The following is a 24967-nucleotide window of genomic DNA, read 5'->3' as shown; positions in this document are numbered from 1 at the left end:
GTTATTCACCATTAACTGAAAATGAGAATATGTGAGCCCGGCCACCGTGTCCAGTCTTACCCGGGGTAGCTTCCGCGCGGCGGATTGCGCGGGTTGGTCGGGCTAGACGCCCAGAGCGGCGAGCGCCTTGTCGCGCAGCAGCGCGCGCAGCCGGGGCTGCGGCAGGGCCGGCAGGCTCGGGGCGGCGTTGATCAGGCCGAAGACGGCGTGCACGACGGCGCGGTTGTCCACCGGATCGCCGCCGAGCGCGGTGAGCGCGTCGGCCCACAGCTCCACGTACTGCCTCTGCAGCCGGCGCACCCGGCGCGCCGACTCCGGCGCGAGCGACCACATGTCGCGGTACTGCACGCGGATGAGATCCGGCTCGGAGGCGGCGAAGTCGACGTGGAAGTCGACGAGGTCGCGCAGCGCCTGCCGCGGATCGTCGGCGCGCTCCTCCGCGACCCGGCGGCCACCGTCGTACAGGTACTCGGAGATCTCCACCAGGAGGGCGGCGAGCACGTCCTGCTTGCCCGCGAAGTGGCGGTACATGGCCGGGCCGGAGACGCCCGCTGCCGCGCCGATGTCCTCGAGGCGCACGCCGGCGAAGCCGCGCTCGGCCATGAGCGCCGCCGCCGCGGCGAGCAGCTCGCGGCGGCGCGCCGCCTTCGCGCGCTCGCGCGCCGTCCCCGCCTCGAGCCCTGCCGCGCCGGACCGGCGGGTCGTCGGTACCTCCATGGCGGGCCACACTACTCGGCTTGCAGCGCTAACGACCCCGTGTCATGCTTGTTCCGCAAGGCGCCAATCGTTCGCTGAGGCTCCTTCGCGGAAACAGGCCAGCGACCCCGAACGTCGAGAGACGCCCCGGGTCAGGACAGGCGCATCCGGCTTAAGGGTGCTCCCCGATTGGCTCCCGTTCACGGGTTCACGCCGCGAAGTGCTGAAGGTCTGACGTGGAGGGGCGCACTTTCTCCACCCTCCCTCCCGGCGCGCGGAAGTCGAACCGACGGAGGTGATGCAATGCCCGACGACAGTCGTAGTCGATCGCTCGGCGCTTCCCGCATCACCGCGGGAAGCCGCTGAGCGCACCATGATCCGGGCCGGAGGCCCGCCCCGCCGACGACGCACCGTCGGCGCCCTCGCGTCGCCTCCGTCCCACTGACACCTCCACACCCCACTCCGCCGCGCTCCCCTGGGCCGCGGCGCAGTGGCGCGTGCCCGGACGAGGGGAATCACCATGCACGCCACCACGAACATCGACCAGCTCGACATCCTGCTGCGCATCGTCGCGGGCGTCGGCTTCGGCACCCTGATCGGACTCGAGCGCCAGTACCGCGCCCGCATGGCCGGCCTGCGCACCAATGCGCTGGTCTCCGTCGGCTCCGCGCTCTTCGTCGTCCTGTCCGCCTACGGATTCGAAGGCGGCGACCCCACCCGGGTCGCGGCGCAGATCGTCTCCGGCATCGGCTTCCTCGGCGGCGGCGTGATCCTGCGCGACGGCCTCACCGTGCGCGGGCTGAACACCGCCGCCACGCTGTGGTGCTCCGCCGCCGTCGGTGCGCTGTCGGGCGCGGGGATGTACGTCCCCGCCGCGATCGGCACCGTCGTCGTGATCGGGGTGAACACCGCGCTGCGCTCGGTCGGGCACGCCGTCGACCGCGCGCCCGACAACGGCAAGGAGGCGCCGAGCCGCTACGAGTTCGTCGCCGTGACGCGCGACGAGAACGAGGCGCACGTCCGCGTGATGCTGGTACAGGCCCTGAGCCGCACCGTCTTCCACCTGCAGTCGATCAGCAGCGTCGACACCGCCGACGGCAAGGTGGAGGTGCGTGCCACCCTCGCCGCCGACGGCCGCGACGACCGCGCGCTGGAGACCGCGATCAGCCAGCTCAGCATGGAGCCGTCGGTGACGGCGGTGCGCTGGGACGCCCTGCCCGAGCGCGAGGAGGAGGACCTGTGAGCACGCTGACCGCTCCCCCGCTCGGCGGCCGGCGGACCGAGCGCGACGGTCGCCGCTCGATCGTCGCCGACGTGCTCGTCGTCGCCGGCGCGGCCGCGCTGATCTGGCTGACGATCCGCGTCGGCCAGGGCATGGGCGCGCCGATCGACCTGGCGCACAGCACCGCCCGTGTCGACACGGACCCGGCGAACCTGCCCTACTACGCGCTGCGTTCCCTGCTGCGGATGTTCCTGGCGCTCGCGGCGTCGATCGTCTTCACCTTCGGCTACGCCCTGCTCGCCGCGCGGTCGCGGCGGGCCCGCGCGGTACTACTGCCGCTGCTCGACGTACTGCAGTCCGTGCCGATCCTGGGCTTCCTGTCAGTGACCGTCACCGTCTTCCTCGCGCTGTTCCCCGGGTCGACGCTCGGCCTGGAGTGCGCCGCGGTCTTCGCGATCTTCACCTCGCAGGCCTGGAACATGACCTTCGCCTTCTACCAGAGCCTGATCAGCCAGCCGCGCGAGCTCGGCGAGGCCGCCCGCGACCTGGGACTGTCGCGCTGGCAACGGTTCTGGCGGCTCGACGTGCCCGGCGGCATGATCCCGCTGGTCTGGAACGCCATGATGAGCTTCGGCGGCGGCTGGTTCTTCCTCACCGCCTCGGAGGCCGTCTCCGTGGCGGGCGACGAGTACGCCCTCCCCGGCATCGGCGCCTACGTCGCCACCGCCTCGTCCGACGGTGACCTCGCCCGCGTCGGGTGGGCGATCGCGGCGATGATCGTGGTCATCGTCGGGGTGAACCTGCTGTTCTGGAGCCCCCTGACGGCCTGGGCCGAGCGGTTCCGGCTCGAGGACTCCGCCACCGGGCGCGTCCCGCGTTCGGCGGTGCTCACCCTCCTGCACCGCTCGCACGTCACGGACGGGGTGCGCCGCGCCGCCGCCCCGGTGATCACGGGGCTGGACCGGGCCTTCGCCGTGTTCGGCCGGACCGGGACCGCGGCGCCCGCGGACCCGCGCCGCACCCGCCTCGGCGACCTGGCGTTCGGCACCGTCGTCCTGGCGGTCCTGGCGTACGGCCTGTGGCGGGCGCTCGAGGTGATCCTCCGCGACGCCGGACTCGCCGAGGTGGGGCACGTGCTGCTGCTGGGCCTGGCCACGATGGCGCGGGTCGCGGTCGTCATGGTGTTCGCGACCGTCGTCTGGGTGCCGATCGGCGTGATCATCGGCCGCAGCCCGCGCCTGACCCGCGCGCTGCAGCCCGTCGTCCAGGTGTGCGCGAGCTTCCCCGCGAACTTCCTGTTCCCCCTGGTCACCGCGGTCCTGGTGGCGTGGAACATACCGCTCGACCTGGGCGGCGTCGTGCTCATGGCGCTCGGCACGCAGTGGTACATCCTGTTCAACGTGATCGCCGCGGCCAGCGCGATCCCCGGCGACCTGCTGGAGGCGGCCGACGACATGCGGCTGCCCCGGCTGCTGACGTGGCGGTACGTGCTGCTGCCCGGCGTCTTCGCCGGATACGTCACCGGCGGGATCACCGCCGCCGGCGGCGCCTGGAACGCCTCGATCGTCGCGGAAGTCGTCTCCTACGACGGCGAGACCCACCACGCCTACGGGCTCGGCGACTACATCGCGCAGGCCACCGCGGCCACGGGACCCGACCACACCTCCCATCTCCTCCTCGGGATCGTCGTGATGTGCCTGTTCGTCGTGGGCACCAACGCCGCCCTCTGGCGCCGCCTCTACCGCACCGCCGAGCGCCGCTACTCCCTCTAGTCACCCCTTATTACTAGGAGCCGTTCCATGACCACCACGCTCGCCACCCCGCTGATCCGGCTGCAGGGCCTCACCAAGAGCTTCGAGGGCGCCCACGGCGACACCCTGACCGTGCTCGACGGCATCGACCTCACCATCGAGCACGGCGAGATCGTCGCGCTACTCGGCCGGTCCGGCTCGGGCAAGTCCACGCTGCTGCGCATCATGGCGGGGCTGATCCCCGCGACGTCCGGCACCGTCGAATCCGACGGTGCGCCGCTGTCCGGGCCCAACCCGGCCACCGCCATGGTCTTCCAGTCCTTCGCACTCATGCCCTGGCTGACCGTCCAGGACAACGTCGAGCTGGGCCTGACGGCCCGGAACGTGCCGCGCGCCGAGCGCCGCACCCGGGCGCTGGAGGCGATCGACACCATCGGCCTCGACGGCTTCGAGTCCGCGTACCCGCGGGAGCTGTCGGGCGGGATGCGGCAGCGGGTCGGCTTCGCCCGGGCGCTGGTGCGGCAGCCGGACCTCCTGCTCATGGACGAGCCCTTCTCCGCCCTCGACGTGCTGACCGCCGAGAACCTGCGCGGCGAGCTGGTGGAGCTGTGGGGCGGCGACGGCTTCCCCACCCGGAGCGTCTGCATCGTCACGCACAACATCGAGGAGGCGGTGCTCCTCGCCGACCGCGTCGTGGTGCTCGGCTCCAAGCCCGGCCGCATCGTCCACGAGACCCGGATCGACCTGCCGCGCCCGCGCACCCGCACGGCGCCGGAGTTCGAGGCGATCGTCGACCGGCTGTACGGGGCGCTGACGGGCCGCGACGCGGAGATCGAGCACGAGCCCGACCCCGTCGAGGCGACGCCCATGAGCCGGCCGCTCCCCGACGCCACCGTCGACGGCATCGCCGGCCTGCTCGAGCTCGTCGCCGCGCACGGCGACCACGCCGACCTCCCCGACCTCGCGGCGGACCTCAACTTCGAGCTCGACGACATCATGCCGCTGGTCGACGCCGCGGCCCTGCTCGGCTTCGCCGAGGTGAGCGGCAACGACATCGTGCTCACCGACATCGGTCGCACGTTCGCCTCGGTGCCGCTCACGGAGGCCAAGGAGGTCTTCGCGCGGCAGGCCGCCGAGCGGGCCCCGCTGGTGCGGACGGTGCTGCGGGCGCTGCGGACGGCGCCCGCCGGTGCGCTGCGCAGCGGCTTCTTCCTGGATCTGCTGCGGCGGGGCTTCGGCCCGGACGACGCGGAACGCCAGCTCCGGCTGGCCGTCGACTGGGGTCGGTACGGCGAACTCTACGATTACGACGCGGACGGCGGCCGGATCCTGCTGGACCAGCAATGACACATAGTGACCTGAGGCTTTGTGATCTCATTGTGACCAAGCGCACATTCGACCGAACCGCCCCCCTAGAGGTTGTCTCGCCGCAATCATTTCGTTATCGTCGACGGGACGCGGATCACGAAGCGGTCACGATGAGGACATCGTCGGATCACCACGTGGTCCGAAGTGCGGTTTTACGGTTGGAGTAGGCGAGATATGACACGGAGTCGCGAGAACCACGTGCGCTGGCAAGGCGGCACGCAGGTCCTCGATGATGAGTCGATCACCGCGATCATCCCGCTGGATGAGCTCGAGGCCCGTCTCGACGAGGCCTATTCCGAGACCTGGACCGACGCGCCGGACGACACCGGCCTGGTCTACCGCCCCTCCAGCTCCGAGGTCACGCAGGACCTCATGATCCCCGAGGTGCTGTTCACCGGGGACACCGAGCTCGACGCGCCCGAGCTGGACGAGATCGAGGACACCGCACTCCTCGGCTCGCCGGAGGCCGCCCCCGAGCTGCTCCCCACGCCGGTCCGCAAGGGCGGCAAGCACCGCGTCCCCACCGCTCCGCACGCCCTCAAGGGCCGTGCCGCCCTGCTCGCGCTCGCCGCGGGTGCCAGCGTCGCCGGCGCCGCCGTGGTCAACGCCGCCGGTAGCGAGGGCCCGTCGACCTCGCAGCAGCCGATCGTGCCGCCCGCCGCGGGCCCCGAGGCCAACGCCGGCCGTCAGGCGCCCCTGCCCGCCGCGCAGGACACCGAGCAGTTCACCGCCGGTCTCGCCGGCGGCAAGGCCCGCAAGGACGCGGACGACAAGCGCATCATCGACTCGATGCGCCCGAAGGTGACCGCACCCGTGAACGGCGCCACCCTCACCTCGAACTTCGGCACCCGCTGGGGCGCCATGCACGGCGGCCTCGACCTCGCCGCCCCGCTCGGCACCCCGCTGTTCGCGGCCGCCGACGGCGTGGTCACCGACGCCGGCCCCGCCTCGGGCTTCGGCATCTGGATCAAGATCCGCCTCACCGACGGCACCGTGCTGGTCTACGGCCACATGTACAACGTCAACGTCCAGGCCGGCCAAACGGTCAAGGCGGGCGACCTCATCAGCTGGGTCGGCAACAACGGCTACTCCACCGGCCCGCACCTGCACTTCGAGGTGCACGGCGCCGGCGGCGCGAAGCTGGACCCGCAGAGCTGGCTCGCCGAGCGCGGCGTCCGCGTCTAAGACTCCCCACACGCTGAAAGGCGCCCCGGATCACCGGGGCGCCTTTCGCGTTGTTCGGGGCGCTCGCGCCGTTCGGGCTAGAGCTTCTCCATCGGCAGGCCGCCGAAGGTCATCAGGGTGACTGTGCCCGACGAGCCGAAGTCGAAGGTCGCGCGCTCCATCGGACCCGCGCCCGTGACCGCGGTGACGGTGCCGAGCCCGAATGAGTCGTGCGAGACCCGGTCGCCCACGGCGAGCGAGAGCTTGTTCGCACGCCGCGTGGGCCTGGGCGCCCGCTTGGGGGTCCAGCCACCGTCGGACCGCTGCTCCCGCCCGCCGTACGAGCCCCCGCCCTGGCCGCCCCAGGACGGTCGGTCCTGCCCGAAGACCCCGCGCGAGCCGCCGAACTGGCTGCGCTTGGGCTCGAGGCGGCGCCACGAGATGAGGTGCTGCGGGATCTCGGCGAGGAACCGGGACTCGGGGTTCTGCATCGGATCGCCCCAGGTGGCGCGGACCATCGCGCGGGAGAGGTAGAGGCGCTCGCGGGCGCGGGTGATGCCCACGTAGGCGAGGCGCCGCTCCTCGGCGAGCTCCGCCTCGTCGCCCAGCGCGCGCATGTGCGGGAACTGCCCGTCCTCCCAGCCGGTCACGAAGACCACCGGGAACTCGAGGCCCTTCGCGGTGTGCAGGGTCATCATGGTGACGACGCCGGCCTCGCTGTCGGGCACCTGGTCGGCGTCGGCGACCAGCGAGACGCGCTCCAGGAAGGCGGCCAGGGAGCCGGGCTCCGGCGCGCCCTCGTCGACGACGACGTCGGTGAAGTCCTGCGCGGAGAACTCCCGCGCGACGCTGATCAGTTCCTCGATGTTCTCCAGGCGCGCGCCGTCCTGCGGGTCCGACGAGCCCTCCAGCTCGGCCCGGTAGCCCGTCTTCTCGACGACGGCGTCGAGCAGATCGCCGAGGTCCTGATCCTCGTCGGCCGCGGTGCGCCGCAGGTCGGCCATGAGGCCCGCGAAGGCGGCGATCGCGTTGCGCGAGCGCGGGTTCAGCATCACGACGGTGCCGTCGACCGCGTCCTCGATGGCGGTGCTGAACGTGCCCCCGCGGTTCTCGGCGTGCACGGTGAGGCAGGCCTGCGCCCGGTCGCCGATGCCGCGGCGCGGGGTGTTGACGATGCGCTGCAGGCTGACGGTGTCGTTCGGGTTGTCGATCGCGCGCAGGTACGCGACCAGGTCGCGGACCTCCTTGCGCTCGTAGAAGCGCACGCCGCCGACCACCTTGTAGGGCACGCCGTGGCGGATGAAGACCTCCTCCAGCACCCGTGCCGCGGTGTTGGTGCGGTAGAAGACCGCGACGTCGCTGTACTTGACGCCCTTGTCGGCCAGCGCGTCGATCTCCGAGACCACGAAGCTCGCCTCGTCGTGCTCGTTGTCGGCCACGTAGCCGGTGATCAGGTCACCGTCGCCCTGGTCGGTCCAGAGCTTCTTCTCGCGGCGGCCCGCGTTGCGGGAGATGACCGCGTTGGCCGCGGAGAGGATGGTCTGGGTGGAGCGGTAGTTCTGCTCCAGCAGGATGGTCTCCGCGTTCGGGAAGTCCCGCTCGAACTCCTCGATGTTGCGGATCGTGGCGCCGCGGAAGGCGTAGATCGACTGGTCCGCGTCACCCACCACGCACAGCTCGCTGGGCTCCACGCCGTCGGCGTCGGTCTCCAGGCCCACCAACTCGCGGACCAGCACGTACTGCGCGTGGTTGGTGTCCTGGTACTCGTCGACCATCACGTGCCGGAAGCGGCGGCGGTAGTACTGGGCGACGTTGGGGTGCGACTGCAGCAGCGCCACCGTCTCCCCGATGAGATCGTCGAAGTCGAAGGCGTTCGCGCCGCGCAGGCGGGCCTGGTACGTGCCGTAGACCTCGGCGACGGTGACCGCGAAGGGCTCCCCCGTCTTCGCCGCGTCCGCGGAGGCCTGCTCCGGATCGATCAGCTCGTTCTTCAGGTTGCTGATGTGGGTGGCGAGCGCCCGCGGCGCGAACTTCTTCGCGTCCAGCCCCATGTCCTTGACGATCATGGTGAGCAGGCGGCGGGAATCGTCCGCGTCGTAGATGGAGAAGTTGGAGTTCATGCCCGGCAGCAGGCCGGCCTGGGCGCGGAGGATGCGCACGCAGGTGGAGTGGAACGTGGAGACCCACATGATCTTGGCGCGGTTGCCGATGATGCCGGCGACGCGCTCCCGCATCTCCGCCGCGGCCTTGTTGGTGAAGGTGATCGCGAGGATCTGGCCGGGGTGCATGTTGCGGGCGGCCAGCAGGTAGGCGATGCGGCGCGTGAGCACCGCCGTCTTACCCGAGCCCGCGCCCGCGACGATGAGCAGCGGAGATCCCTCGTGCAACACCGCGGCGCGCTGCTGCGGATTCAGCCCCTCGAGCAGTTCCTGGCCGCGCTCCTGCCGCTCCACCTGCGCTGCTGGGCGGGAGAAGGGCTGACGCTGGCGGAGTCCGGACTGCTGCGGTGCTGGGTTACTCATCTCCCGTCCAGAGTAGCCGGGACGACCGACAGGTTTCGCAGCCGCGCGCCGGGGGCGGGCGTGGGCGCCGGGCACGAACAATCGAAGCGTTCTGCGATGTTCCGTCGCGGGGACCTCGCAGAACGCTTCGAAAGGTGTGTCGGCGTCAGGCTGCCGCGGGGGCCGCCTCCGCAGTGTCTGCGCCGGCCGACGCCTCGGCATCCGTCGTGTCTGCGCCGGTGGCGTCCTCGGATGCGGCGCCCTCGGCAGCGGCGGAGTCGTCCGTCGCCTCCTCAGCGGGGGTCTCCGCAGGCGTCTCCGCGGCCGGGGTCCCCGTCGCCGGCGCCTCGGCGGCCGGGTTCCCGGTCGCCGGGGTCCCGGTCGCCGGGGTCTCGACCGGTGCCTCGGTGGTCGGCGTACCGGCCGCCGGGGCGTCCTCGTCGGTCACCGTCGGAGTCGAGGGCTGCGCACCGCCCGTCGACGGGGCGGGCGAGGCCTCGTCGACGGTGTCCGCCACGGCCGCCTTCGCCGGCGCATCGGCCAGGGTCGTGGCGTTGCCCGCGTCGGCGGTCTTGCCGGTCAGCCCGTCGAGGAAGCCGGTCCCGACGCCCAGCAGGCCCGGGAGGAGGCCGATGGTGAACGGGTTGTCCGAGAACAGCGCGTCGCTGCCGGCGGTCAGTGTGCTCCCCAGCCCCGCCACCGCGGCGTTGATCGCCGCGATCGGGTCACCCGTGCCGAGCGCCTTCACGACGTTCTCGAGGCCGGTGAAGACCGTCGACGGCAGCACCCGAGTGGCGTTGTAGAGCCCGAGCGTCAGGTACAGCAGCGGCTCCGCCGCCCCGTCGAGTCCCTTGCCCAGGGGACCCAGGAACGGGTTGATCTTGTCGCCGGTCTGGAGGACGGCGCCGCCGAGCTCGAGCAGCGGCGCGGCCAGGATGCCGTGGATGACCTCGTAGGAGTCGGCCCACTTGCCGGCCGGAACGCCGGTGAGCAGGGTGCTGACGATCCGCTGCACGCCGTCGGGTCCGGCGAGGTTGGTCGCGATCCGGGTCAGCGTATCGGTCCAGATCCCGCCGATCGCGCCGAAGTCGGGCAGCGCGGTCGGCGACGCCGCGAGCGTGGACGCGGATGCGGACGTGAAGGTGACCTTGTTGCCCGTCGGCAGCGTGAACGGTCCCGCGCTCGCCCAGTCGGACCCGGCGATCCCGCCGATGATCGTCGGGACCAGGTTGATCAGGCTGGGGATCGCACCCATCTCCCCGAACAGCGCGCCGATCACCTTCTCGCTGACAGCGGAGGCCGTGCCGAACAGCGAGGTCAGCGCCGCAGCGGGACCGCCGGTGCTGAGCGCCTTGAGCGCGGCGGTGACACCGTCGGCGAGGAGCGCCGGCACCTCGACGCCCGCCTGGAGCGGGCCGAAGGCGAGGCCGATGAGCGGGATCAGCGCGGCCTTCAGCCCGTCGCCGATCGGCCCGAGCTGACCGCCGATCGCGTCCATCACCGGGAGCAGGCTGATCGTGGGGGTGAGGATCGCGCCGGTGATGGTGGTCGCGAAGGTCGTCCACGCGTAGCCCAGATTCCCCGCCGCGAGATCCTTCTGGATGCTCTCGAGGTTGTCGAACAGGTTGTTCCCGAGGTAGTCGAAGAAGGCCTTGCCGGCGTCGCCGGCCGCACCCGCGACGGTGCCCGCGGTGGCGAGTTGGTCCTCCACCAGCTTCGTCAGGCCGGTGACCGGGTCCGTGACGAACTTCAGGCCCATCGCCGTGGCCCAGTTCGCGACGGCACTGGCGGCGCCGCCGAGGTCCTGAACGATCGGCGGGAGCGACGGTGCCGTCACGGCACCCATCGACGTCGCGACCGGTGCGACCGCGATCGCCGCCGCGGCGGCCATGGCGACGGCGGGTGCGGCGTAACGACGGTGGGAGGACCGAGGATCTGCTGCGAGCATGGAGAAACACCCTTCAACTGGAGTGAGCCGGATCACACAAGAACCGGACGAACGGAACATACGCCCACGTCGTGGATTTTCGGACGGCTTTCGAAGAAGCTTTGCGACACCACACGTCCATCTGTCTCAATGCAGTCTGCACGTTTCTGAACACACCAGGTCACGCGATGTTTCTCCGCCTGATACGGAACCGTCAGGCGTCGGCGGAGACCTCCGCGCCCGTCGTGGAGTCGGAGGCGCCCTGCTCGACCTCGGCGCCACCCGTCGGGGCCTGCTCCTCAGCCTCCGCCGGGACCTCCGTGGTGGGCTCGGCGGGCGCGCTCGGCTCGGCGGGCACCGACGGCTCCGCCGGAACCGTCGGCTCCGCGGGCTCGACGGGGGCGGCGGGCTCCGCCGGGGTGACCGGCTGGGCCGGGGTGACCGCCGCATCGTCGTCGACGACGGTGCCGCCGGCCGCCGGCGTGACGACCGCCGGGACCGACGCATCGACGGCTGCGGACGTCACGGGCGCGAGGGCCGTTTCGGCGGTCGTCGCGACCACGTCCGCGGCGGGCTTCGCCGAGTCCGCGGCGGGCGCTGCGGGCTTGAACGCGTCGAGGATGTTCTTGCCGATGTTGGCCAGCCCCGGGAAGACCGCGTTGTCGAAGGGGTTGTCCTTGGCGACGAACAGGCGATCGTTGAGGAACGTGGTCAGAGCGCCGATGTCGGCCGTCAGCCCGGTGAGCGCCTTGGCCGGATCACCGGACAGCAGCGCCGTCACCAGGTTCTGGCCGATCGCGACCACCTTGCCCGGGGTGTCGAAGAGCACCGCCAGAGCGGAGTTCCCGAGCCCGATGAAATCCGCCTGGGAGTTCGTGAGGCCGACACCGATCGGGCCGAGGTACGGGTTCACGAGATCGGTGATCGGCATGATCCCGCCCAGCAGGACGATGATCGACAGCGCCTTGGCCTTGTCGGCGACGTCGCCGATCGCGCCGGCCGGATCACCCTTGCCGAGCTTGCCGAACGCGTCGGTGATCGTCTTCACGACGCCGGGGGTCCACTCGTCGCCCTTGACGCTCGAGACGAACATCTCGAAGCCCGCCTTCCAGGCGTCGAACAGCGTCGCGAAGTCCGGCATCCCGAGCGCCGGCGCGGAGGCGACGGCGGCGCGGGCGGCCATGGCGTCGGCCTGCGCGGAGGCGGGCAGCTTGGGGATCAGCTCACCGAGCACCGCGGAACCGGCCTTGACCAGGTTGGGAATCAGTCCCGTCGCCGCATTGGTGACGTTGGCCTCGAGGAACTTCCCGATGCCCGCGACTCCGGACGAGACGGCGGCACCGATCTTGGTGACGTCGCCGGAGAGCATCGCCTTGACGATGGCCTCGCCCGCGGCGAGCACCTCGTACGGCAGGCGCGTGGTGAGCGCGAGCGCGGACTGGCCGAGCGGGATCAGGTACGGGAAGGCCGCGTCCAGCCCCTTGCCGAGCGCCCCCAGCTTCGGGTTGAACTCGCCCGAGATGGGGAACAGGACGGCCATCATCCCGATCATCGCGGTGGTCTCGACCAGGCTGCCGATCGTCCGGTACGCGCCGGCGACGCTGCCGGCCTTGAGCGCCTCGAGCGCCTGCTCGAAGGACTTCTGCACGCCGCCGCCGAACTCGCCGGCGAGGCTGGCCTGGACCTGCTTGAAGGCCTCCTGCAGCGTGTTCGCCAGGAAGGTCACGTCGCCCCAGCCCCACGTGGGGGCCGCCGCGGCGGCAGCGACGGGCCCGGCGGCGCGGGGCAGGAGGTTCGCAACCGAGCCTGCGACCTGCGTCTGCAGGTTCACGAGCTTCGCCGGGTTCACCAGGACGGTGGACGCGGGCGCGGTGACGGCGCCGACGGAGGCGGTGATCGGCGCGACGGCGATCGCGGCCGCGGTGACCATGGCGAGGGAGGCGCCGGCGTAGCGGCGCGGGACGGATCGACGGACGACGGCTTGCATTTCAGGCAGCACCCTTCGGCTGGAGTGAGTCCGATCACAGAAGATTCGGACCAGCGCACCATACAACCCACACCGTGGATATACGTCCGAATTCGCGGAACTCTGCGACATTGGACGTTGATGTGTCGCACCGTTGAATCCACGCTGCGGGCAAATGCCAGGTGAGGGCGTATCCGCTCGCCGCAAGCAGCCGGAGAGGCTCGCAGGGGTCAGGACGCCGGGACCAGCAGGCCGACGGGCCCACTACCCACGCAGGCGACGAGGCCCGGGGTCTCGGCGCGCGCGATCAGGCCGTCGCCGGTCCCCGTCACCCGGGCGTAGACGGTGTGCGCGCCCCTGCGGACGGGCACTCGGACCGGCGTGGCGCCGCGCTGCTGCTGCAGCACGACGACCCCGTCGGACGAGGCGAGGTAGTTGAACTGCACGACCCAGTCCCAGAAGGCGAGCGGGCCCTCGTAGGCCAGGGTCGCGGGGGCGGCGTCGTCGACGCGGGTGCCGCACGGGAAGGGGCCGAGCGGCAGGCTGCGGACGCGCGTGACCTGCCCGGGGCGGAAGCGACCCTGCTGGTCGACGACGGTCGCCTCCCCCGCGTGCTCGGCGAACCGCGGGTGCGCGGGCTGCGTGGCGAGGATCCGCGAGAGCCGATTGTTGGGACCGGCGAGCCGCGCCAGGATGTCGCCGTGGACCTCCTGGTCGAGCACCTCGCGATCCGCGTACGCGGCCGCCCCCGCGCGCAGGTTCTGCAGGTAGGGGCCGGTCGGATTGTCGTGCCACAGGGGCGCGAAGCGGACGGCGGAGACGGTGCCGCTGAGCGCGAAGGCGATCACGACGGCGGCCCACAATCGCCGGTCGCTCGGGAATCCGGCGACTTTCGACCTCAGGAGGCCGAATCTGGCCTCGTGACCCCGGATTCGGCCGGTTTCACAACGAAGAACGATCGCCGCAGCCAGGGTGAGCACCCACGCGAAGTCGGCGAAGTAGCGCAGGGAGAGCGGCAGCAGCGCCGACGTGTACTCGGAGCTGCGCAGGAAGAAGACCGTCGACGAGGCGCCCAGGAAGTAGGCCCCGGCCGCACCCCAGGCGGCGAGGCCGCGCGGCGCCCGCCACCAGGTCGCCGCGAGGATCGCGGCGATCGCGAGCAGCCCCACGACGGTGATCGACACGTCGGTGACCACGAGCGGCGGCCCCGGATTCTCGCGCCGCCACGTCCACGGCCCGCCGACCGCGGCCGGCGCGAGCACCGCATTCACCGACCGCCACAGCACACGGGCAGTGAACCCGACGGTGTGCGTGCCCGGCCGCGACGCCGTGACCGACAGCCACAGCACCACCCACGCCGCGACCACCAGCGCGAACGCCGCCCACAGCCAGCGGCCGCGGCGCAGCACCGTCCGGACCGGTCGACGGTGCCCGCGCACGTACGGCAGCAGGCAGGCCGCCGCGAGCGCGACGAACGGGATGACCAGCGCCTTCTCGAAGAAGAGCAGCGAGACCAGCAGCGCCGCCACCGCGTACCCGCCGGACCGCCGCCGGCCGCGCAGGTACCGCACCGTCTCGGCCACGACCACCGCGAGCCCGATCTGCAGCGGCAGCGCGTTGAGCGCCGACGCCCACCACGCCGTCGCCGTCAGGGTGAGCGGGCTGAACAGAAGGAAGACGAACGGCACCAGGACCACCGGGCGTCGGCCCGCGACGATCACCAGCGTGCGCAGGGTGAGCACCGAAGCCGCCAGCTGCAGCACCAGGATCGACGCGGCGGCCACCGGCCAGCTCAGCGGCGCGACCTTGGTGGTCACCGCGGCCGCGAACAGCGTGCCGGGCATGAAGTGGCCGTCGTAGTCGACGAACCAGGCGCCGAGGTCGGTCAGCGGGCGCGACGCCCGGCCGATGAACGCCACGTCGTCCCAGTAGAAGTTCCCGCGCGCGAGCACGTACCCGCGGACCGCGAGCTGCCCGACGAGGAGCAGCGCCGCGCCGATCCACAGCACGCGCCGCGAGGCGGGCACGGTGGGTGGGCTTGCGGCAGGCACGGTGCTCGATGGTAGATCCCACGGCTGTGGAAAACTTGAACCCATGAGCACACCGGACGACACCGGCGCCGAGACGCCGCTCGCCGACGAGGAGATCCAGGCCCTCCGCGAGGAGATCGACCGCCTCGACGCCGAGATCCTGGCCGCGATCAAGCGCCGAAGCGAGGTCTCGCAGATCATCGGCCGCACGCGCATGGCGTCCGGCGGCACGCGGCTGGTGCACTCGCGCGAGATGAAGGTGCTCGAGCGGTTCTCCGAGCTCGGCCGCGAGGGCCACACCCTCGCGATGCTCCTCCTGCGCCTGGGCCGGGGCCCGCTCGGCCGGTAGCCGTCAGGCCCGGCCGACCCCCGCGAAGAAGTCCAGCAGGCCGTTCGGCGCGTCGCCGCCGAGCATCATCGTCGCCATCTCGTCCGCGTCCGCCGCGGACTGCTCGGCACGGACGAACATCTCGCTCTCGTAGGCGGTGAGGGCGGCGTCGAGGTCGCCGGGGTTCTCGACGATGTGCCGGGCCAGCTCGGCACCGTCGAACAGCGCGATGTTCGCGCCCTCCCCGGCCGGCGGGCTGACGTGCGCGGCGTCGCCGACCAGCGTGACACCGGGGACGCGGTCCCAGCGCAGCCCGACGGGCAGGGTGTAGAGCCGCCGCGGCACGAGCGGCGTGTCCGATTCGCCGATGAGGCGGGTCAGCTCCCCCGACCAGCCCGGGTACTCGGCGAGCACGCGCTCGGCGGCCGACGGTGCCGACCAATCGATTCCGTCCGCCCACTCCTCGGGCACGTGCAGCTGCGCGTAGGTGTGGACGATGTCGCCCGCCTCCGCGTGCGTGCTGATCCCGCGGCCCGGCGCGAGCGCGAACATCGCGCCCTCCCCCACGAGCTCGGCGATGCCGGGGTGGCGGCGCCGGACGTCGTGCAGGTAGGTCTCGACGTAGGTGGTGCCGTAGTACGACGGTGCCGCGTCCGTCACCAGGGCGCGCACCTTGGACCAGGCACCGTCGGCCCCGACCAGCAGCCCGGTCTCGACGACGGTGCCGTCGGCGAACGACAGCTCGTGCCGCCCGCCGCCGAGCGCGCGCACCGCGACGACCTTGGCGCCCCAGCGGATGGCGTCGGCCGGCAGGGAGTCGATGAGCAGCTGTCGCAGCTCGCCGCGGAGGACCTCGGGCCGGCCGCCGTCGCCGTCGTCCGGGAGGTCGAGGAGGACGGTGCCGTCGCGGCCGAGGGCCCGGGTCGCCTCGCCGCCCTCGTGGATCAGCGCGCGGAACTGCGCGGTGAGGCCGGCCGCCTCGATCGCGGCCTGGCCGTCGGCCTCGTGGATGTCGAGCTGGCCGCCCTGCGTGCGCGACATGGGCGTCGGCTCGGCCTCGTAGATCACGGCGTCGATGCCGTGGACGTGCAGGACGCGGGCCAGGGCGAGGCCGCCGAGCCCGGCGCCGATGATCGTGATGGATGCCTGCATGGCGCTCCCCTTTCATTGGAACAACGTTCCATACGAGTTTGGAACATCGTTCCATTCGTGTCAAGATGGAGCCGTGCCACCCCGCAGCCGCCGCACCGACGCCCTCTCCCGCGACCGCATCGTCGACGCCGCGATCGGCCTGCTCGACGAGAGCGGCGCCGACGCACTGACCTTCCGGGCCCTCGCGACCGCCCTCAACACGGGCAGCGGGGCGATCTACCACCACGTCGCTGGCAAGGACGAGCTCCTCGCCGCCGCGACCGACGCCGTCCTGCGGCCGATCCTCGCCGCGCCCACGGGCGGCTGCGACCCCCGCGAGACGATCCGCGGCCTCGCACTCACCCTGTTCGACACGATCGATGCGCACCCGTGGCTCGCCGCCCAGGTGATGGCCAATCCGGGCCGGGCGGCGAACCTGCTGCTCAGCGAGCGGATCGGCGGCGCCGTGCTGGCGATGGGCACGCCGGAGGAATCGCTGTTCGACGCCGCCACCGCGATCGTCGGCTACGTGCTCGGATCGGCGGCCCAGAACGCCGCCAACGCTCGGTCGGACCTCGCCCGCAGCGGGCCCAGCCGCGAGGAGCTGCTGGGCGGCGTCGCGGCCCGCATCGGGCAGTTGCAGCCCGACGAGTTCCCGTACCTGCACCGCATCGCCGCGACCATGGCCGATCACGACGACCGCGCCCAGTTCCTCGCCGGACTCGACCTGCTCCTGGCCGGCATCGACGCCCTGTAGCGAACGCACCACATCGGCCGCGATCCGTCAAGGATCACGTTCACAGTGCCATCGAACCCCAGGTCGGAAGGCCTTTCTGCGCCAGACTGGCGGGCATGCCCAGCCCTGACGACTATCTCGTGTGCGCCAGCCAGCGCAGCGGGAGCACCCTCCTCGTGGAGTCGCTCGCGGCCACCGGCGTCGCCGGGCGGCCGCAGGAGTTCTTCCAGTACTACCCGTCCTCGTCGCTGTCGCCGCAGCCGCGCGAGTGGTTCGCCGGCGTCGACGATCCGTCGCTGATCGACCTGCTCGACCCGACCGACCCCGGCACCGTCGACCCGCGCGGCCCCGCGCAATGGCGCGACGACGTGCTGCGCGAGGGCCGGACCCCGAACGGCGTCTGGGGCGGCAAGCTCATGTGGAACCAGACGCCCGTCCTCGTGACCCGCACCCGCACCGCTTCGGGTTCGGTACGGACGGCCATCCGCTCGCTGTTCGACGGTGCCGACCCCCTGTACGTGCACGTCCACCGGCCCGACGTGGTCGCCCAGGCCGTGTCGATGTGGCGCGCCGTGCAGACCCGGGTGTGGCGCGACGACCCCGATCACGACCGCGAGCGCGACGAGCGCGCCGTGTACCGCGCCGAAGGGATCGCCCACCTGGCCGGGATCCTGCGCGAGCAGGAGCGGTCGTGGCGGGCGTGGTTCGCGTTCGAGGGCATCACGCCGCTCGAGATCGACTTCCACGAGCTCACCGCCGACCCGCAGAAGACGACGGCGCGCGTGCTGGACGCGCTCGGGCAGGACCCGCACCTTGCTCCCCCGCCGCCGCTCAAGCCCCAGTCGAACGACCGCTCCAAGGAGTGGGCGGAGCGCTACCGCGCCGACGCCGCCGAGAACGGATACCCCCTATGAGCACCGTGACACCCGAACCGATCGCCGCCGTCGACGAGCTGCGCGTCCTCGAGGCCGAGGCGGTGCACATCATCCGCGAGGTGGCCGCCGAGCTGGAGCGGCCGGTCCTGCTGTTCTCGGGCGGCAAGGACTCCATCGTGCTGCTCCGCCTGGCGGAGAAGGCCTTCCGGCCCTCGCCGCTGCCCTTCCCGATCCTGCACGTGGACACGGGCCACAACTTCCCCGAGGTGATCGACTTCCGCGACCGCCGCGTGGCCCCGACCGCGGAGAACCCCGACGGGATCGAGCTCATCGTCGCCTCGGTGCAGGAGTCGATCGACACGGGCCGGGTCGCCGAATCGACGGAGTCCTCCGGCTCGCGGAACCGGCTGCAGACCCGCACGCTGCTGGACGCGCTGGAGGCCGGGAACTTCGACGCCGCGTTCGGCGGCGCCCGGCGCGACGAGGAGCGGGCCCGGGCGAAGGAGCGGGTGTTCAGCTTCCGCAACGAGTTCGGGCAGTGGGACCCGCGGGCGCAGCGCCCCGAACCCTGGTCGCTCTACAACGGACGCATCCGCCGGGGCGAGTCCGTCCGGGTGTTCCCGCTGTCCAACTGGACCGAGCTCGACATCTGGCGGTACATCGAGCTCGAGGGACTGGAGTTGCCGCCGATCTACTACGCGAGCGAGCGCGAGGTCTTCGAGCGTGACGGGATCCTGCTCGCCGTCTCGGAGTTCACGCAGCCGCGTGCCGGGGAGGTCCCGGCCCGCGAATGGGTCCGATACCGCACCGTCGGCGACCTGACCATCACCGGCGCGGTCCGCAGCCGCGCCACCGAGATCCACGACGTGATCGCGGAGATCTCCGCCGCCACCGTCTCGGAGCGCGGCGAGACCCGCGCCGACGACCGGACATCGGCCGCGGCCATGGAGGACCGGAAGAAGGAGGGGTACTTCTGATGACGGACGTACTGGCACCACCGACCACGCGGCAGCTGCTGCGCCTCGCCACCGCGGGCTCCGTCGACGACGGCAAGTCGACGCTCATCGGCCGCCTGCTGCACGACACCGGCAGCCTGCCCACCGACCACCTGGACGCCGTCACCGACGGCGACGAAGTGGACCTCGCGGCGCTCTCCGACGGCCTGCGCGCCGAGCGCGAGCAGGGCATCACCATCGACGTGGCCTACCGCTTCTTCTCCACCGACACCCGCAGCTACGTGCTCGCCGACACCCCCGGCCACGAGCGCTACACCCGCAACATGTTCACCGGCGCGTCCAACGCGCACGTCGCGATCCTGCTGGTGGACGCGCGCAAGGGCGTGTTGCGCCAGACCCGCCGGCACGCCCGCATCGCGACACTGCTCGGCGTGCCGCACGTCATCGCCGCCGTGAACAAGATCGACCTCGTCGACTTCTCCGCGGAGCGGTTCGCGGAGGTCGAGGCGGAGCTCGCCGAGCTCGCCGTCCGGCTCGGCCTGGGCGCGATCCCCGCGATCCCGCTGGCCGCCAAGCTCGGCGACAACGTCGTGCACCGCTCGGCGCACACGCCCTGGTACGACGGCCCGACGCTGCTCGAGCATCTCGAGGCCGTGCCCCTGCGGGCACCGTCGGCGGTCGCGACCGAGCTGCGCCTCCCGGTCCAGTGGGTCTCCCGGCCCACCGCCGAGCGGCGCCGACGGTACGCCGGCCGCGTCGCCGCCGGCACGCTGACCGTGGGCGACGAGGTACTCGTCCTGCCGTCGGGCAGCAGGTCGACGGTGACCGCACTCGACACGCTCGACGACGACCGCGCGACGGCCGTCGCGCCGCTGTCGGTGTCCGTCGAGCTGGCCGACGACATCGACGTGGGCCGCGGCGACGTGCTCATCTCCGGCGCCGACGGCGCGCACCTGCCGGTGAACGCCCGCGAGCTGGAGGTCACCGTCTGCTGGCTGGCCGAGAAGCCCCTGCGGGCCGGGGACCGCGTGGCGCTCAAGCACGCCACGGCGACGGTGCGCGCCACCGTCCAGTCGCTGGAGCGGCGCCTGGATCCGGAGACGCTCATCGAGCAGGTGGGGCCGAGTGAGCTGGCGCTCAACGACATCGGGACCGTGACGCTGCGGACCTCGTCGGTGGTGGTGGCCGACCCGTACGCGCAGAACCGGGACACCGGCGCGCTGATCCTCATCGACGAGGCGAGCAACGACACCGTCGGCGCGGGCACCATCACCGAGGCCCGCGAGGTGGTCCCCGGGCAGGCGACCCGCAACGACATCCGCTGGCACCCCAGCTCGTTGGGCCGCGCGGAGCGCTGGGCGCGGACCGGGCAGCGCGGCGCGACGGTGTGGTTCACGGGGCTGCCGGCGTCCGGCAAGTCGACGGTGGCGGTCGCCCTGGAGCGGGCGCTGGTCTCGCGGGGCCGCGTCGCCTACCTCATCGACGGCGACAACATCCGCCACGGGATCAGCGACGACCTGGGCTTCTCCCCCGGCGACCGCGCGGAGAACATCCGCCGCGTGGGGCACCTGACGCGCCTGTTCGCGGACGCGGGCGTCATCTCGATCGCGTCGCTGGTCTCGCCGCTGCGGTCGGACCGGGACATCGCGCGGGAGCTGAACCTCGCGGCCGAGATCGACTTCCTCGAGGTGCACGTCTCCACGCCAGTGTCGGAGTGCCGCAAGCGCGACCCGAAGGGCCTCTACGCCCGCGCGGACCGCGGCGAGCTCCGCGGCCTCACCGGCGTCGACGGGCCGTACGAGAAGCCCGAGGACCCGGACCTGCGGTTCGACACCACCGGCGCCGACACCGACGAGCTCGCGCAGCGGGTGATCGCGTTGCTCGTTCGGCGGGGAATACTCGAGGAGTGAACTGCTGCACGCCCGAGGGCCCGGATCTGCCGCCGCACGCCGGCGCGGCGCCGGGCGGCGGCGCGCACCCGATCGCGCAGGCGCACGTCCCCGCCGGGGCGTTCGCGATGGGCGACGCGCACGGCGACGGCTACCGCGCCGACGGCGAGCTCCCCGTGCACCGGGTCGTGCTGCCGGGCTTCGCGATCGACGCGACGACGGTGACCGTCGCCGCGTTCGCGGCCTTCGCCGACGCGACGGGGTACATGACCGACGCGGAGCGCTTCGGTGCCTCCGCGGTCTTCCACGCGAGCGCGGCGGACCCGTCCGCGGCGGTGCCGGTGGTGGGCACGCCGTGGTGGCTGACGGTGCCGGGCGCGACCTTCCGCGCGCCGGGCGGGCCGGGCACCGTCGGACTGGACGACCATCCGGTCGTGCACGTCTCGCACGCCGATGCGCTGTCCTACTGCGCGTGGGCCGGCCGGGCCCTGCCGACGGAGGCGCAGTGGGAGTACGCGGCGCGCGGCGGCCTCGACGGGGCGCGCTACCCGTGGGGCGACGAGCACCCTGTGCCGGGCCGGGACTGCAACGTCTTCGTCGGCGCCTTCCCCGAGCCCGACGGCCCCGTCCGGACGGTGCCGGCCGCGTCGTACGCGCCGAACGGCTACGGCCTGTACCAGGCAGTGGGGAACGTGTGGGAGTGGTGCGCCGATCGGTATTCCGCTCGCTACTACCGGGTTTCGCCGGAACACTCGCCCGCCGGGCCGGACCGCGGGACCGCCCGGGTGCTGCGGGGCGGCAGCCACCTGTGCCACGACTCGTACTGCTACCGCTACCGCGTGGCGGCCCGCAGCCACAACACCCCGAGCTCGACGGCGAGCAACATCGGATTCCGCACCGTGTCCGATTCCGATATCGTGATTTCATAGATCCGATATACGCCGGCGGTGCGATGGTCGAGGATCCAGACCGGCGAGATCACCACCACCGCACTGGAATCGTTCACGACGGGCGGGAACTTCCTCGCAGCATGCGCACCGCAGCTCCTCGAGGCCCTCTACTCCACACGTTCTCCTCGTGAATGGGAGTCGGAGTACGCCGCCAAATGGGAGTTCCTCGATGTGCTCCACCCCGGCATCGAAACCCACGCCGTCTCCGTGGAGTTGCAGCGTCGCCTCTGGCGTTCCGGCACGGTGCGCTCGGCCGGCCCCGTCGACACGATGATCGCCGCGATCGCCATCCGGCACGATGCGGTCGTCGTGCACCGGGACAGCCACTACGAGCGGATCGCGGAGGTGGCGTCCGAGTTCCGTCAGGTACGGGTGTAGGCCGGGCGGCCACGGCGCCGGGTCAGGCCCGGGCGACGCGGTCCGTGAAGCTCCCGTGGAATCCGGGGAAGAAGCCGGTCGGGCCGGTGGCACGCGCGATCGGACCCGCGTCCACGTGCCGCGCGTCGAAGACGTGCAGCCCGGTGCGCGACGCGTCGACGTCGGTGACCAGGGTGAGCAGCCATCCGTCGTCCTCGGCGGCGCCGTCGACCGCGGGCACGAACAGCGGCTCGCCGACGGCGTGGCCCGGGTCGTAGGCGAAATGCTGCTCGGCGCCGGTGTCGTGGTCGATCTTGTACACCCCGTTGGTCGCATCGGGCGCCGCGTCGAGGGTGGCGTAGTAGCCGTAGGAGTAGGGCCTGCCGGTGCGGCGCTGATCGTGCTGCGGCAACTCCAGCCGGTGCTCATTGAGGTCGCGCACCGTGACCCCCGCGGGCGTGATCGTCACGCGCGCACTGCATCCGCCGATGTTCTCCGTGGTCGTGCGGAACTCGCGCGCCGGCAGGAAGAAGTCGTCGGGATCTGCATATCGCACGACGTCCACGTGGACGTCGCCGCGCTCGTCCTCGAAGGCGTTCGTGATGTGGATGTACATCAGGTCCTCGTCGAGGACCTGCTCGATGGGCGCACCGCCGTCACGGGGAACGAGGACCACCCGGGTGGGCCGGTCCGAGTGCCACCGGGCCGCCTGCTCCTGCGGCACCTGCAGCGCCGCAACAGGATCGACCGTGAGCGGGGAGATCAGGAAGACGAGGAAGCGCTCGGTGATGGAGAAGTCGTGCTGCACGTGGAGCGCGGTCAGAGGCACCGTCGCGAGCACCGTGGTCCGCCCGTCCGGCCCGGTGCGGAAGCACTTGAGCCCGACGGGGAGTCGCGGCAGGAGGCCGGGGACGAAATCGAGACCGAAGTTGAACATCTCGCCGGTGACCGGGTCGATGCGCGGATGCGGGGAGAACCGGCCGAAGGTCGACAGCGACCCGTCGAGCGTGCACACGCCGACGGTCGCGAGGGTGTCCGGGTCGAGTTCCCAGGGCTTCCCCGCGTCGGACAGCGCAAGCAGGCGGTCGGCGTGCATGACCGCGTGCGTGTTGGCGGCGTCGGCGGGGAGCTTCAGGTTGCGCCACCAGCCCGGGACCGTGTTGCCGATGCCCTTGATCCGCGCGCCCTTCCCGGCCTCCTCCTGGCGGTACTTCGGCGTCCGCACGTAGCGGGACCGGAACCGGACGCGCCCCTCGTCGAGCACGTACTGCGAGACCATGCCGTCGCCGTCGAAGGGGTGCCGGGCGACGAAGCCGCCGGCCTCGAACCGGACCGGCCCGTTGCGGTACAGGGTTCCCCGCAGTCCCGCGGGGAGCGCGCCGTCGACGTCCAGCTCCTCCGCGACGGGCGTCTCGGGCGGACTGGTCCGATACAGGTCTCCGACGGTGATCGACATGGCTCTCCCGGGGTCCGAACGACTGTCGATACGATTAAATCACTAGTTGTATCAACTGTGCGGCGGAACGGGCGAGCACGAGGGAAGAACGCGGGTGGATCCGCGGCCCGTCACCGACCGGCGGCACGCGCCTCCGCCGGGGCGGCGTGCTCGGTCGGCACGAGCTCGCGACGCTCGCCCTGCGGGCGGCGCGACGGCAGCGGAACCTCGTCGGCGTCGGGCTCCGCGCGGCCGGCGAAGAACGCCGCCATGAAGGCCTCGGCGATCGCGGTGCCCTCGGCCTCGGTCGGCAGCACGTCGCCGGTGTCCTCGCGCCAGGTCGCGAGCACGCCGGCGAGGCGGCGGGCCACCCACTGGTAGGCGGGCTCGTCGACCACGTTGCGCCGCTCGTACGGGTCCACGACCAGGTCGTACAGTTCCCGACGGGGCCGCGGCGCGGCCGTCTCGTACGGATCGAGCGAGGCGGCGGAGGAACTGTCGGCGATGTCGAGCGGCAGCAGCAGCGCGGGCCGGTCGGCGTAGTTCTCGATGTAGCTGAACTGCTTGGTGCGCACGGCGCGGATCGGGTCGTACGCGTCGTGGTAGGTCTTCTGCGTGAACAGCCCGGCACGCACCTGCTCCCCCGTGGGCTCCAGCAGCTCCGCCGCGTGGGTCTCCCCGTCGACGTCCTCCGGCAGTGGCAGGCCGAGCAGGTCCAGCACCGTCGGAGTCAGGTCGACGCCCGAGAACAGGTCGTCGTAGACGCGGGGTGCGAGCCCGAGGGAGCGAGGCGGGCGCGCGATGAAGGCGACGCCGGTGCCCTCGCCGTAGAGGGTCGACTTCGCCCGCGGGAACGCGAGGCCGTGGTCCGTGATGAACAGGATCCAGGTGCTCTCGGCCAGCCCCAGTTCGTCGACGGTGTCGAGCAGCCGCCCGACGGCGGCGTCGGCCTGCGTGATGCTGCCGTGCAGCCCGGCGAGGTCCTCGCGGACCTGCGGGGTGTCCGGAAGGAAGCCGGGGACGCCGATCGCGTCCGGGTCGGCGGGCTCGTACTGGTCGACGGGGTACGGGCGGTGCGTCTCGAAGAAGCCCGCCGTGAGGAAGAAGGGCTCCTCATGACCGACGGCGTCGGCGAGCCACTCCTGCGAGCGCGCGACCACGTAGTCGCACAGCGAGTCCGAGACGTCGGCGGTGTCGAACCCGAGGCGGGTGGGGTCCGCGCTCTCGTGCTGCATGCCGAACAGGGCGCTGCGGTACCCCGCCTCGCCGAGCAGCGACGGCAGGGTGCGCACGTGGTCGCGGTACTCGAAGCCGTGGTGCGCCAGCCCGACGAGGCCGTTGCGGTGCGGGTGCAGGCCCGTGAACAGCGACCCGCGCGCGGGCGAGCAGAGCGGCGCCGTCGCGTGCGCGTCGGTGAACCGGATGCCCTCTGCCGCGAGGCGGTCCAGGTTCGGGCTGACCACGCCCTCCGCGCCGTAGCAGGTGAGGTGGCGGCCCAGGTCGTGCCAGTGCACCAGGATCACGTTCTCCCGGGTGCCGCTCCCCGCCTGCTTCTCCACCATCCCTCGACGTTGCCACAGCTCACCCCGCCGCGGCGAGCTTTGCGATCACCCCGACTGCAATTGAACGACGTTCTGGAGAGGAAACCCGCAGGTCAGGTTCTCCAGAACGTCGTTCAATCGGGG

19 protein-coding genes and 1 riboswitch are annotated in these 24967 nt (G+C 72.0%); of the genes, 11 read left to right on the top strand and 8 right to left on the bottom strand.

Going from position 1 to position 24967, the window contains the following annotated elements:
* Positions 1-102: 102 nt before the first annotated feature.
* Complete coding sequence (locus WFK95_RS04375; protein WP_224649486.1) at positions 103-717, bottom strand: TetR/AcrR family transcriptional regulator; 615 nt, start codon at positions 715-717, stop codon at positions 103-105.
* Between the two features lie 59 nt (positions 718-776).
* Positions 777-945: riboswitch (M-box (ykoK) riboswitch) on the top strand.
* A gap of 289 nt (positions 946-1234) precedes the next feature.
* Between WFK95_RS04375 and WFK95_RS04370 the strand changes: the two genes are divergently transcribed.
* From WFK95_RS04370 to WFK95_RS04355, 4 genes are all read left to right on the top strand, one after another.
* The gene (locus tag WFK95_RS04370; RefSeq protein WP_224649592.1) at positions 1235-1939 is read left to right on the top strand and encodes an MgtC/SapB family protein; all 705 of its coding nucleotides are present in this window, start codon (positions 1235-1237) and stop codon (positions 1937-1939) included.
* Entirely contained in the window at positions 1936-3690 is a 1755-nt protein-coding gene (locus WFK95_RS04365; RefSeq protein WP_224649484.1) for an ABC transporter permease, read from the top strand. Before WFK95_RS04370 ends, WFK95_RS04365 begins: the two co-directional genes overlap by 4 nt.
* 27 nt (positions 3691-3717) lie before the next feature.
* Entirely contained in the window at positions 3718-5016 is a 1299-nt protein-coding gene (locus WFK95_RS04360) for an ABC transporter ATP-binding protein (protein ID WP_336669973.1), read from the top strand.
* Between the two features lie 195 nt (positions 5017-5211).
* Positions 5212-6222, top strand: a complete 1011-nt coding sequence (locus WFK95_RS04355) for a M23 family metallopeptidase (RefSeq protein WP_336669972.1) — start codon at positions 5212-5214, stop codon at positions 6220-6222.
* A 77-nt stretch (positions 6223-6299) separates the two neighbouring features.
* Here the strand turns inward: WFK95_RS04355 and pcrA are convergent, their stop codons facing one another.
* From pcrA to WFK95_RS04335, 4 genes are all read right to left on the bottom strand, one after another.
* Complete coding sequence (gene pcrA, locus WFK95_RS04350; RefSeq protein ID WP_336669971.1) at positions 6300-8723, bottom strand: DNA helicase PcrA; 2424 nt, start codon at positions 8721-8723, stop codon at positions 6300-6302.
* Positions 8724-8868: 145 nt separating this feature from the next.
* Positions 8869-10650 (bottom strand): hypothetical protein, encoded by a 1782-nt coding sequence (locus WFK95_RS04345; RefSeq protein WP_224649026.1) that lies wholly within the window; start codon positions 10648-10650, stop codon positions 8869-8871.
* A gap of 193 nt (positions 10651-10843) precedes the next feature.
* Positions 10844-12616: a hypothetical protein gene (locus WFK95_RS04340; RefSeq protein ID WP_336669970.1), complete on the bottom strand. Its 1773-nt coding sequence runs from the start codon at positions 12614-12616 to the stop codon at positions 10844-10846.
* A gap of 209 nt (positions 12617-12825) precedes the next feature.
* On the bottom strand, positions 12826-14646 hold the full coding sequence (locus WFK95_RS04335; RefSeq protein WP_224649021.1) for a hypothetical protein: 1821 nt from the start codon (positions 14644-14646) through the stop codon (positions 12826-12828).
* A gap of 43 nt (positions 14647-14689) precedes the next feature.
* On the opposite strand from WFK95_RS04335, the gene WFK95_RS04330 reads away from it, so the two are divergent.
* The gene (locus tag WFK95_RS04330) at positions 14690-14974 is read left to right on the top strand and encodes a chorismate mutase (protein WP_068524189.1); all 285 of its coding nucleotides are present in this window, start codon (positions 14690-14692) and stop codon (positions 14972-14974) included.
* A 3-nt stretch (positions 14975-14977) separates the two neighbouring features.
* Here the strand turns inward: WFK95_RS04330 and WFK95_RS04325 are convergent, their stop codons facing one another.
* Positions 14978-16105, bottom strand: a complete 1128-nt coding sequence (locus WFK95_RS04325; protein WP_224649009.1) for an FAD-dependent oxidoreductase — start codon at positions 16103-16105, stop codon at positions 14978-14980.
* 73 nt (positions 16106-16178) lie between these two features.
* Here WFK95_RS04325 and WFK95_RS04320 point away from each other — a divergent pair, with 73 nt between their 5' ends.
* The 6 genes from WFK95_RS04320 to WFK95_RS04295 all read left to right on the top strand — a co-directional run bounded on the left by WFK95_RS04320 (position 16179) and on the right by WFK95_RS04295 (position 21868).
* Complete coding sequence (locus WFK95_RS04320) at positions 16179-16841, top strand: TetR/AcrR family transcriptional regulator (protein ID WP_224649007.1); 663 nt, start codon at positions 16179-16181, stop codon at positions 16839-16841.
* Between the two features lie 95 nt (positions 16842-16936).
* A complete protein-coding gene (stf0, locus tag WFK95_RS04315; protein WP_336669969.1) occupies positions 16937-17734 on the top strand; it encodes a trehalose 2-sulfotransferase in 798 nt (265 codons plus the stop codon).
* On the top strand, positions 17731-18672 hold the full coding sequence (gene cysD / locus WFK95_RS04310) for a sulfate adenylyltransferase subunit CysD (RefSeq protein WP_224649002.1): 942 nt from the start codon (positions 17731-17733) through the stop codon (positions 18670-18672). The genes stf0 and cysD overlap by 4 nt, the downstream gene beginning before the upstream one ends.
* Positions 18672-20561, top strand: coding sequence for an adenylyl-sulfate kinase (gene cysC, locus WFK95_RS04305; RefSeq protein ID WP_224648991.1), 1890 nt, complete (start codon positions 18672-18674; stop codon positions 20559-20561). The genes cysD and cysC overlap by 1 nt, the downstream gene beginning before the upstream one ends.
* Positions 20558-21469, top strand: coding sequence for a formylglycine-generating enzyme family protein (locus WFK95_RS04300; RefSeq protein ID WP_443081517.1), 912 nt, complete (start codon positions 20558-20560; stop codon positions 21467-21469). Before cysC ends, WFK95_RS04300 begins: the two co-directional genes overlap by 4 nt.
* A gap of 18 nt (positions 21470-21487) precedes the next feature.
* Entirely contained in the window at positions 21488-21868 is a 381-nt protein-coding gene (locus tag WFK95_RS04295; RefSeq protein ID WP_336669968.1) for a PIN domain-containing protein, read from the top strand.
* 22 nt (positions 21869-21890) lie between these two features.
* Here WFK95_RS04295 and WFK95_RS04290 read toward each other — a convergent pair whose 3' ends face one another.
* Both WFK95_RS04290 and WFK95_RS04285 read right to left on the bottom strand, forming a co-directional pair.
* Entirely contained in the window at positions 21891-23303 is a 1413-nt protein-coding gene (locus WFK95_RS04290) for a carotenoid oxygenase family protein (RefSeq protein ID WP_336669967.1), read from the bottom strand.
* A 110-nt stretch (positions 23304-23413) separates the two neighbouring features.
* A complete protein-coding gene (locus tag WFK95_RS04285) occupies positions 23414-24844 on the bottom strand; it encodes a sulfatase family protein (protein ID WP_336669966.1) in 1431 nt (476 codons plus the stop codon).
* Between the last annotated feature and the right edge of the window lie 123 nt (positions 24845-24967).

The sequence above is a fragment of the Tsukamurella sp. USMM236 genome (assembly GCF_037148755.1).
Lineage (GTDB): Bacteria > Actinomycetota > Actinomycetes > Mycobacteriales > Mycobacteriaceae > Tsukamurella.
Note: the sequence above shows the minus strand (reverse complement) of the source record. Positions and strands in the feature narration are given on the sequence as shown.

What these genes read in the sequence shown, in the direction of transcription:
- WFK95_RS04355 (WP_336669972.1), top strand. Translation starts at nt 5,212, where the DNA reads ATGACACGGAGTCGCGAGAACCACGTGCGCTGGCAAGGCGGCACGCAG.
- WFK95_RS04285 (WP_336669966.1), bottom strand. Translation starts at nt 24,844, where the DNA reads ATGGTGGAGAAGCAGGCGGGGAGCGGCACCCGGGAGAACGTGATCCTG.
- WFK95_RS04290 (WP_336669967.1), bottom strand. Translation starts at nt 23,303, where the DNA reads ATGTCGATCACCGTCGGAGACCTGTATCGGACCAGTCCGCCCGAGACG.
- WFK95_RS04345 (WP_224649026.1), bottom strand. Translation starts at nt 10,650, where the DNA reads ATGCTCGCAGCAGATCCTCGGTCCTCCCACCGTCGTTACGCCGCACCC.
- WFK95_RS04325 (WP_224649009.1), bottom strand. Translation starts at nt 16,105, where the DNA reads ATGCAGGCATCCATCACGATCATCGGCGCCGGGCTCGGCGGCCTCGCC.
- pcrA (WP_336669971.1), bottom strand. Translation starts at nt 8,723, where the DNA reads ATGAGTAACCCAGCACCGCAGCAGTCCGGACTCCGCCAGCGTCAGCCC.
- WFK95_RS04360 (WP_336669973.1), top strand. Translation starts at nt 3,718, where the DNA reads ATGACCACCACGCTCGCCACCCCGCTGATCCGGCTGCAGGGCCTCACC.
- cysC (WP_224648991.1), top strand. Translation starts at nt 18,672, where the DNA reads ATGACGGACGTACTGGCACCACCGACCACGCGGCAGCTGCTGCGCCTC.
- WFK95_RS04330 (WP_068524189.1), top strand. Translation starts at nt 14,690, where the DNA reads ATGAGCACACCGGACGACACCGGCGCCGAGACGCCGCTCGCCGACGAG.
- cysD (WP_224649002.1), top strand. Translation starts at nt 17,731, where the DNA reads ATGAGCACCGTGACACCCGAACCGATCGCCGCCGTCGACGAGCTGCGC.
- stf0 (WP_336669969.1), top strand. Translation starts at nt 16,937, where the DNA reads ATGCCCAGCCCTGACGACTATCTCGTGTGCGCCAGCCAGCGCAGCGGG.
- WFK95_RS04375 (WP_224649486.1), bottom strand. Translation starts at nt 717, where the DNA reads ATGGAGGTACCGACGACCCGCCGGTCCGGCGCGGCAGGGCTCGAGGCG.
- WFK95_RS04340 (WP_336669970.1), bottom strand. Translation starts at nt 12,616, where the DNA reads ATGCAAGCCGTCGTCCGTCGATCCGTCCCGCGCCGCTACGCCGGCGCC.